At 35.7% G+C, this 6,487-nt stretch carries 9 protein-coding genes; 4 read left to right on the forward strand and 5 right to left on the reverse strand.

What is annotated here, in order from left to right:
• The first annotated feature begins 132 nt into the window (after nt 1-132).
• Complete coding sequence (locus VF685_RS13730) at nt 133-303, forward strand: hypothetical protein (protein WP_002067611.1); 171 nt, start codon at nt 133-135, stop codon at nt 301-303.
• 311 nt (nt 304-614) lie between these two features.
• Here VF685_RS13730 and VF685_RS13735 read toward each other — a convergent pair whose 3' ends face one another.
• Nucleotides 615-1,706 carry an LPO_1073/Vpar_1526 family protein gene (locus VF685_RS13735; protein WP_440203672.1) on the reverse strand — a complete coding sequence of 364 codons (1,092 nt, stop codon included), beginning with the start codon at nt 1,704-1,706 and terminating at the stop codon, nt 615-617.
• Nucleotides 1,703-1,873 carry a hypothetical protein gene (locus VF685_RS13740; RefSeq protein WP_440203673.1) on the reverse strand — a complete coding sequence of 57 codons (171 nt, stop codon included), beginning with the start codon at nt 1,871-1,873 and terminating at the stop codon, nt 1,703-1,705. Before VF685_RS13740 ends, VF685_RS13735 begins: the two co-directional genes overlap by 4 nt.
• 233 nt (nt 1,874-2,106) lie before the next feature.
• Here VF685_RS13740 and VF685_RS13745 point away from each other — a divergent pair, with 233 nt between their 5' ends.
• From VF685_RS13745 to VF685_RS13755, 3 genes are all read left to right on the forward strand, one after another.
• Nucleotides 2,107-2,427 carry a type II toxin-antitoxin system RelE/ParE family toxin gene (locus VF685_RS13745; RefSeq protein ID WP_348907261.1) on the forward strand — a complete coding sequence of 107 codons (321 nt, stop codon included), beginning with the start codon at nt 2,107-2,109 and terminating at the stop codon, nt 2,425-2,427.
• A complete protein-coding gene (gene nadS / locus VF685_RS13750; RefSeq protein ID WP_005108769.1) occupies nt 2,420-2,692 on the forward strand; it encodes a NadS family protein in 273 nt (90 codons plus the stop codon). Before VF685_RS13745 ends, nadS begins: the two co-directional genes overlap by 8 nt.
• A gap of 576 nt (nt 2,693-3,268) precedes the next feature.
• Entirely contained in the window at nt 3,269-3,757 is a 489-nt protein-coding gene (locus VF685_RS13755; protein ID WP_440203674.1) for a hypothetical protein, read from the forward strand.
• A gap of 194 nt (nt 3,758-3,951) precedes the next feature.
• Here the strand turns inward: VF685_RS13755 and VF685_RS13760 are convergent, their stop codons facing one another.
• The 3 genes from VF685_RS13760 to repM are packed head-to-tail and all read right to left on the reverse strand — an operon-like array spanning nt 3,952 to nt 5,633.
• Nucleotides 3,952-4,095, reverse strand: coding sequence for a hypothetical protein (locus VF685_RS13760; protein ID WP_001125246.1), 144 nt, complete (start codon nt 4,093-4,095; stop codon nt 3,952-3,954).
• A 19-nt stretch (nt 4,096-4,114) separates the two neighbouring features.
• The gene (locus VF685_RS13765; RefSeq protein WP_001096616.1) at nt 4,115-4,690 is read right to left on the reverse strand and encodes a plasmid replication DNA-binding protein; all 576 of its coding nucleotides are present in this window, start codon (nt 4,688-4,690) and stop codon (nt 4,115-4,117) included.
• Nucleotides 4,683-5,633 carry a replication initiation protein RepM gene (gene repM, locus VF685_RS13770; protein WP_001205343.1) on the reverse strand — a complete coding sequence of 317 codons (951 nt, stop codon included), beginning with the start codon at nt 5,631-5,633 and terminating at the stop codon, nt 4,683-4,685. The genes VF685_RS13765 and repM overlap by 8 nt, the downstream gene beginning before the upstream one ends.
• Between the last annotated feature and the right edge of the window lie 854 nt (nt 5,634-6,487).

The following is a 6,487-nucleotide window of genomic DNA, read 5'->3' on the forward strand; positions in this document are numbered from 1 at the left end:
AGATTTTAGTAGTACTTACATGATGCTTTTATGGCTGTTAATGAAAAATGGTGCTTCTAAAGATGAAATTAGAAGTATGCAAGCTAAGGCCGCTAATTATGCGGAACAAAACTTTTCTAAGGAATCTTAATTTTGGACAATATTATTCAAATTTCAAAACCATGTACGCTTTGTGGAAATGGACAGAATGTACAGCTTTTTGCAGGCTTAATGCTTTGTAGAAGTTGTCAGGAAAATATTAAGCTCACTAATCCAGGCATGTTTGCGGCCAATGATGAGATTGAACAAAAAGCCCAGGATTAACCTGGGCTTCGCATAAGAGATTTTATGTTAAATGAATTTCAGAACATGTCGATGCGGTGTGTGAATTGTAATCTCAGTCTATGTAGGAAAGCACAATTACCTACTGTTGTGGACGACCGATGCGTGGCTCCGTCAGCTTGAATTGGTATTCGGCAATATTTTAAGAGCAAACAGTTTTTGTAGGCTCTTAGGGTGAGTGCAGTTTTTGTAGACTCTTAGGGTGAGTATTGCCGAAACTCTCTCAACGTTCACCATCAGCCTAAAGGGTTTGTCCGACGGCTGTGTGAACTTGAGGCAGTTGAGATCATTTTTTATCTAAAGTTAGGTACTTTGTTATCACATCTTTGAAGATTGGAATGTGCTAAAACGCTTCCAACCGAAGTTAGTGTGAAGTTAATTTCTATCTTATCCCACCAATCTCTTAATTTTTTTAGATTTGGTCTTTTATTCAATTCTTCCATAAATATTGAGCAATTTTTTTGTTTTTGTTCAGGATCTTGATCATATAGTTGATAAAGTTTTTCTACAGCGTTTTTTTGATCTAGTGAAAATGGAATACTTTGAGAAAAACTTCCGTTATTTATAGTCATAGATAATGTATCAATCATTTTTTTTGATACGGCCACTCTTACAAAATCATTATTCAATGGATTTTCTACTAATATATTTTGCGGGATATTATTTTCTTGGATAATTTTTTGTGCTTCATCAAAGTTTGCAGATGTTTTAGCAATACCTAAATCTATATATTCACTTAAAGTGGTAGAATATATAGTTTCCAAATTATTTAATTTCATCAAGTTGTTAATTCTTATTGCGTTTAATATCTCAAGATGGTCAAGCCATTCATTTCCTGTTGGTAGATCGCAATAAAATATTTTACTGAATAAGTTATCTAACGTATCTAATCCTTGAAGAATATCATGGGTAGTAGGAACTATTGAGATGACAGTATGGTAGATGGTTATACCAAGTAAAGCATCATCTGAAATCTCATCGACTATTTCTACTGCTCGATTAATTCCAGCTCGTGTAGTTCTATTTTCTCCTGCTTTAAATCTGTGTATTAAAAGTTCAGATAAAAGATCATAATCAGCAGGTCTTTCAGTTGCTGCAGCTGTTTTTTGTGCTTCAACTAAGAGTAGTTGAAAACTTGGGTCAGCAAAAACATCTAGTGCTCCTTCAACTTTTTCCATTTTAGACATTAATTTGCTTTCAAATTCTGAAACTCTTGATATTGCAATTTCAAATGCTTCATTAGAATAATCTTTTCTTAATTGCAAGTTCATTTCTTGATAAATTTCTCTTGCTCGTTTCTCATCAATACCTACGTTAACGACCATCTGGGTTGCTTGGAACTGTTGAGAATTATCTCCTGCTTTTTGATTTTGTGAATTAATCATTTATAGTCACGACCTACTTGTATCTGTGAAGAATTATCACCAGCTCGCTGATTCTGACGGATAGTTTTTTTCTTTATTGCTATTCTATAGCCTGTAGCTCCTCCAATCAGTGAGCCAAGAATAAACGTTACTATAGCTGTTCCTAATCCACTAAAAAACCAATCCATGTATATCTCCAAATTTTATAATGAGTTTACTTCTACAGATTATATAAATAAGAGAATACTATTTAAAATTAGTCTCTAAGATATCTAACAATAGAATTGAATATTATGGAGGAGGACATTAAGTTTATCTACAATTAACATAATACGGATTATGCGAAACGAGAGCCTACAGCTCTCGTTTTTTTATTCTAGAACTGCTAAAATTCTTATACGCCATTGACGTACTTTAACCTATGTTATTCATTGAAACCAGTATTTTTACCAAGCAAATCAAAGAGCTTGTGAGTGATGAAGAGTATCGTCAGCTCCAGCAAGATCTCTTGGTACAGCCCAATAAAGGTGACTTAATCAAGAATGGCGGTGGCATTCGTAAAGTACGTTGTGCTCAAGGTAATAAGGGTAAAAGTGGTGGTATCCGGGTGATCTATTATTGGGTCACAGAGGATGATCAGATCTTTTTCCTAGTCGCTTATCCAAAGTCTGTGAAAGATAATCTGACAGACAAAGAAACCTCGATTCTACGTCAATTAGTAAAGGAGCAATTTCATGGATAACAACTTATTTGATGACCTGGTTGCTTCAATCAAAGAAGCTGGTGCCATAAAACGCAATGAAATAAAAGCAAGCCGAGTCACAGCGCTTGAATTGCCAGATATTAAAGAAGTACGTGAGAAAACTGGCTTAACCCAGGCAGAGTTTGCTGCACGTTTGCATATCAGCGCGAGAACCCTACAAAACTGGGAACAAGGCCGTCGTTATCCGACTGGTCCTGCAGCGACTTTAATTCGCATTCTGGATGCCCATCCAACTCTGATTTAAAAGTTTAGATAATAAAAAAGCCCGACATCCTGTCGGGCTTTTTCGTATTGGGTGTTTAGGTATAACTCCTGTCGTACCTTACAGTCCTTGTGCGTATCTATGTTCTTATTATTGTGTGGAACTTCCTGTTCCTGATGAATCCATCATAGGAAATTGCAGCCAGGTCGTACAGGCGCAAAGGGCCGTAATTGACGTAAGCAAATGCGTACAAGACCGGCTAAAAACTGTCCCAGGTTTATCCGCAGGAAATGGGGATAATTTTAGATCCTGGGAAGTTGAGAACATTGGAAAAACCGAAAAATTGACTACTTTTTAAACAAAATTATTGGCAAGAACTATCAAAAACGCTCATAAAAAAGCCGACTTGTTTCAAAATCGGCTTTTTGGTCATTTTAGAATTTTTCTGATTTGAATAAGTATCTGATATTTATATTAATATACAAGTGTACTTCGTATAATATCCATTATGTTAAATGGAGTAGTTAGATTTATAATATTATTGTAGTAATGCATTAGAAGATAAATCTTGGTATCTTTCTCAACTAAAGATTATTACTAAGAATTTTAGGTTATTACATGACGAATATTATTCAGGAAATTAGTGAAAAGCTAAGTATTAAAGATTTTAATAATTTATCAAAAGAAGAGTACGAAAAAATTATGGAGCTAGTACAAAATGATAATTTTTCACTTGCACAGTTAGCAGAACTTGTAAAAGTAATACCTAATATTGTTGACCTTCAAAAGGATTATTTAGATAGCTTAAAGTCAATAGTAGATGGAGTTAAGACTACACAAGATCATAGTATTGATGGCATTAAAAAAAGTTTAGATTCTACAATGCAAATTCTGTCAAAAATTGCAGATAAAGCTAGTAGCGATGAATCTCTTCACTTAATTGCTGAGATAACTTTCAAGCTTGGTGATTTGCATGTGAGAATAGCTGAAATAGTAAAAGAAACGAATAAGGATAATAATGATGCTTGGCAAAGCATTGCCAAATTTGCAACGGCAGCTATAAGCGTTGTTGGAGTAGCTCTATTAATGGCGTTGAAGAAAAAATAATAGAATTATCAATAAATCCTAAAATTAACATAATACACCTTATACGAAATGCTGTATAATTATCCTTATAATTCAACGCTGTAGTTTCTAGTTTATAGCCCGAGCATCCCTGCTCGGGCTTTTTTTATGACTTTTCACGTTCCACGCTATTATTTCATCAATGTTCCACACTTTTGATTAGCTCAATTGAATAATCAGGATGCCTGGTCTTTTTCTTTTTGGCATTCATCCAGCTCTTTCTTCAGCGCCTTTTTATCCTGGTACGATGCAATCAGCATGATCGGGATCAGCAGCGGAGCTACAATAATTCCCAGGGCAATGTCTTTCAGTTTCGGCATGATCTTTCACCCTTATTGCTCAGTCATTATCAAAGACGGCATTCAGCACACGGCCAAATAAACCACGTTTTTTGTGTTGTGGCACTGCCACACTTTGCAACGTGGCATGCTGTAGCGTTTGGGTGTGGTATGCCGTAGTTTCTTGCTGTGGCACTGCTACATTTTCTGCAATATTTAATTCATTATTCTTTTTGTTATCAGTGTCTTGTTGTGTTGTCGCATGCTGTGGCATCTTGGTGTCGCATGCCGTAGCATCTTGGTGTGGTGCTGCTGTGGCAGGTGCAACACTTTTCAGCTCAATGAGTGTTTGCATACGGTCAATTTGTTGCATTAACCGTTCTTCACGTTCTTGGTATTTTTTGACTTCATTTTCTAAATGGGCAATAAGTTTTTTTGTAGATTCATCACCTTCTTGCTTAGATGATTCAATTTTTTGAGATGTTTGCTCAGGTTCTCCAAAGCATCGTATGACCTCTGCTAGATCGAATTGTCCATCACTGGAGCGTGATAAACGTCCATTACGTACAGCTCTGTAAATGGTTGATCTATCCACATGAAATTTTTTAGATACTTCACTTAGTGATAACTTAGCCATTTACGGTGTCCTTTTTATTTGATGGCATGTATCCCACTTTTTTTAGGTATGGGTATAGCTCTTTGAATTGAGCGGGATCTTGTAGCATCTCAGCAATACGTACAGCAAACTGTTGGTAGCTTTCTGTTCCTTGTGAATAGCGACCCATTTCAGGGAGTTCTGAAAGTTTATTTGCAAACATATGCCGTTGAGCATCGGTCATCTTTGAAAAAAGCTCCAAAGTGTTCGGATCTCTTTCTATTGATGGGCTATCCTTCTTCTTCTGTTTAAAGGTAAAAGAAAATCCTGAAATAGAACGTCCTCTTTTATGCTGTTCATATTTTACAGTTATATCCGTATGCTCATTTATTTGTTTAATTGAAAGCTCTAAAACACGCTCTTTTAAATGAGCCATCCGTAAATATTCATTATCAAGAACGCCTAACTTCTTTCTAAATTCTTGTAGTTCTATGGTTGGGGTTTTACCAGTGCTTCGCCACTGAATTAGAAGCTCATATAAGCGAATGGCATAAGCGCTACTAAGACTACTAACTTGCTGTAATTCATATTTAGTAAATTGTTCTTCCAGTCGGGTTATGAAGGGAACAACAGCAGGTGCAAATATTAAGTCTACAGTTGCTTCATTGTCGTTATAAGCAATTTGAGATACCCAACGACTCATAACATTTCGGATATTCCCATTAGCTTTTTTCTCTTGATAGCTAAATTGACGCGCGAATAAATCCTTACAAGCATCTTTTAAGGCTTGATAAGCTGTATTACGGTGTACACCAAATTGATTGATATAACTATCTGCATGAACTTCTAATGGATCATTTGCATTAATCCCTTTCCCACTTTCCCTTGCTTCAACAATAGCCAATAAAATTAAACGTTGTTCTACTAAGTCTAAGTTATAGCTTGCGTTGATTAAGGCATTGTCTTTTACAACTAAATCTCTCATAGCCACTATTTTTTTATTGTGTATAAGTACACGTTAATATTATTTGTGTACTAATGCAAGGTAAACGTGGACATATTGCAAGGTAAACGTGGACATATTGCAAGGTAAACGTGGACATATTGCAAGGTAAACGTGGACATATAAGAGCTAAAACCCTTTATTCATATGGCTTTCAAGCCATTTAAAAGAATTTAAAAACTTTAAAATAATTAAAAGCCCAGGGAATGAAAAATTGCCCTTGGTTTTCGCTTCGCTCAAACTCTATTGAACTTCGCTTTCGCTCAGTTCGTTGGGGCAATTTTTTGGTTAATACTGGCGTGACTTTAAAAAAAAGCAAAAGAAACTTGGAATTCGCTTCGCTCATAAAACTTTTTTACTCGCTACGCTCGATCCAGGAGCAAATTTCTGCATGAAACTTACGCTTTCTTAGGCTAAAGAGGACAAAAAAATGTTTTTCAGAGGGTCTAGGCGCAAATTTTGATAGTTCGCTCGTAGACACTCGCTCTATGCATCTATCTAAAGTCAAAATACCTCTTTATTTCGCTCTCATTTGCGTTTTTTGAGCTGTTTTCTGTTTTTCACTATGAGATCTATGTTTTTTAGGTAAAGGCTCTTAAATCGCATTTGAACGCGTTCTATGAAGCTTTTCATAATTAAAGTTTTGGGTTGAAATTTTTAACCTGGATGAATGGACAAAAAATTGATTTTTTACGTTTTTCTAAACAAGGAAATAAATACTTTTTTCCATGCAAAACCAAGCACCGGCCCTACGTCACTTTAGCCAATTTTCCAATCCAAGATCCGGCACATGCCGGGATTTTTTTGTCACACACCACGCATCTAACGATGACACC

The sequence above is a fragment of the Acinetobacter sp. Brlt_5 genome (assembly GCF_051949055.1).
Classification (GTDB): domain Bacteria; phylum Pseudomonadota; class Gammaproteobacteria; order Pseudomonadales; family Moraxellaceae; genus Acinetobacter; species Acinetobacter indicus.

What these genes read in the sequence shown, in the direction of transcription:
- VF685_RS13735 (WP_440203672.1), bottom strand. Translation starts at nt 1,706, where the DNA reads ATGATTAATTCACAAAATCAAAAAGCAGGAGATAATTCTCAACAGTTC.
- VF685_RS13740 (WP_440203673.1), bottom strand. Translation starts at nt 1,873, where the DNA reads ATGGATTGGTTTTTTAGTGGATTAGGAACAGCTATAGTAACGTTTATT.
- VF685_RS13745 (WP_348907261.1), top strand. Translation starts at nt 2,107, where the DNA reads ATGTTATTCATTGAAACCAGTATTTTTACCAAGCAAATCAAAGAGCTT.
- nadS (WP_005108769.1), top strand. Translation starts at nt 2,420, where the DNA reads ATGGATAACAACTTATTTGATGACCTGGTTGCTTCAATCAAAGAAGCT.
- VF685_RS13755 (WP_440203674.1), top strand. Translation starts at nt 3,269, where the DNA reads ATGACGAATATTATTCAGGAAATTAGTGAAAAGCTAAGTATTAAAGAT.
- VF685_RS13760 (WP_001125246.1), bottom strand. Translation starts at nt 4,095, where the DNA reads ATGCCGAAACTGAAAGACATTGCCCTGGGAATTATTGTAGCTCCGCTG.
- VF685_RS13765 (WP_001096616.1), bottom strand. Translation starts at nt 4,690, where the DNA reads ATGGCTAAGTTATCACTAAGTGAAGTATCTAAAAAATTTCATGTGGAT.
- repM (WP_001205343.1), bottom strand. Translation starts at nt 5,633, where the DNA reads ATGAGAGATTTAGTTGTAAAAGACAATGCCTTAATCAACGCAAGCTAT.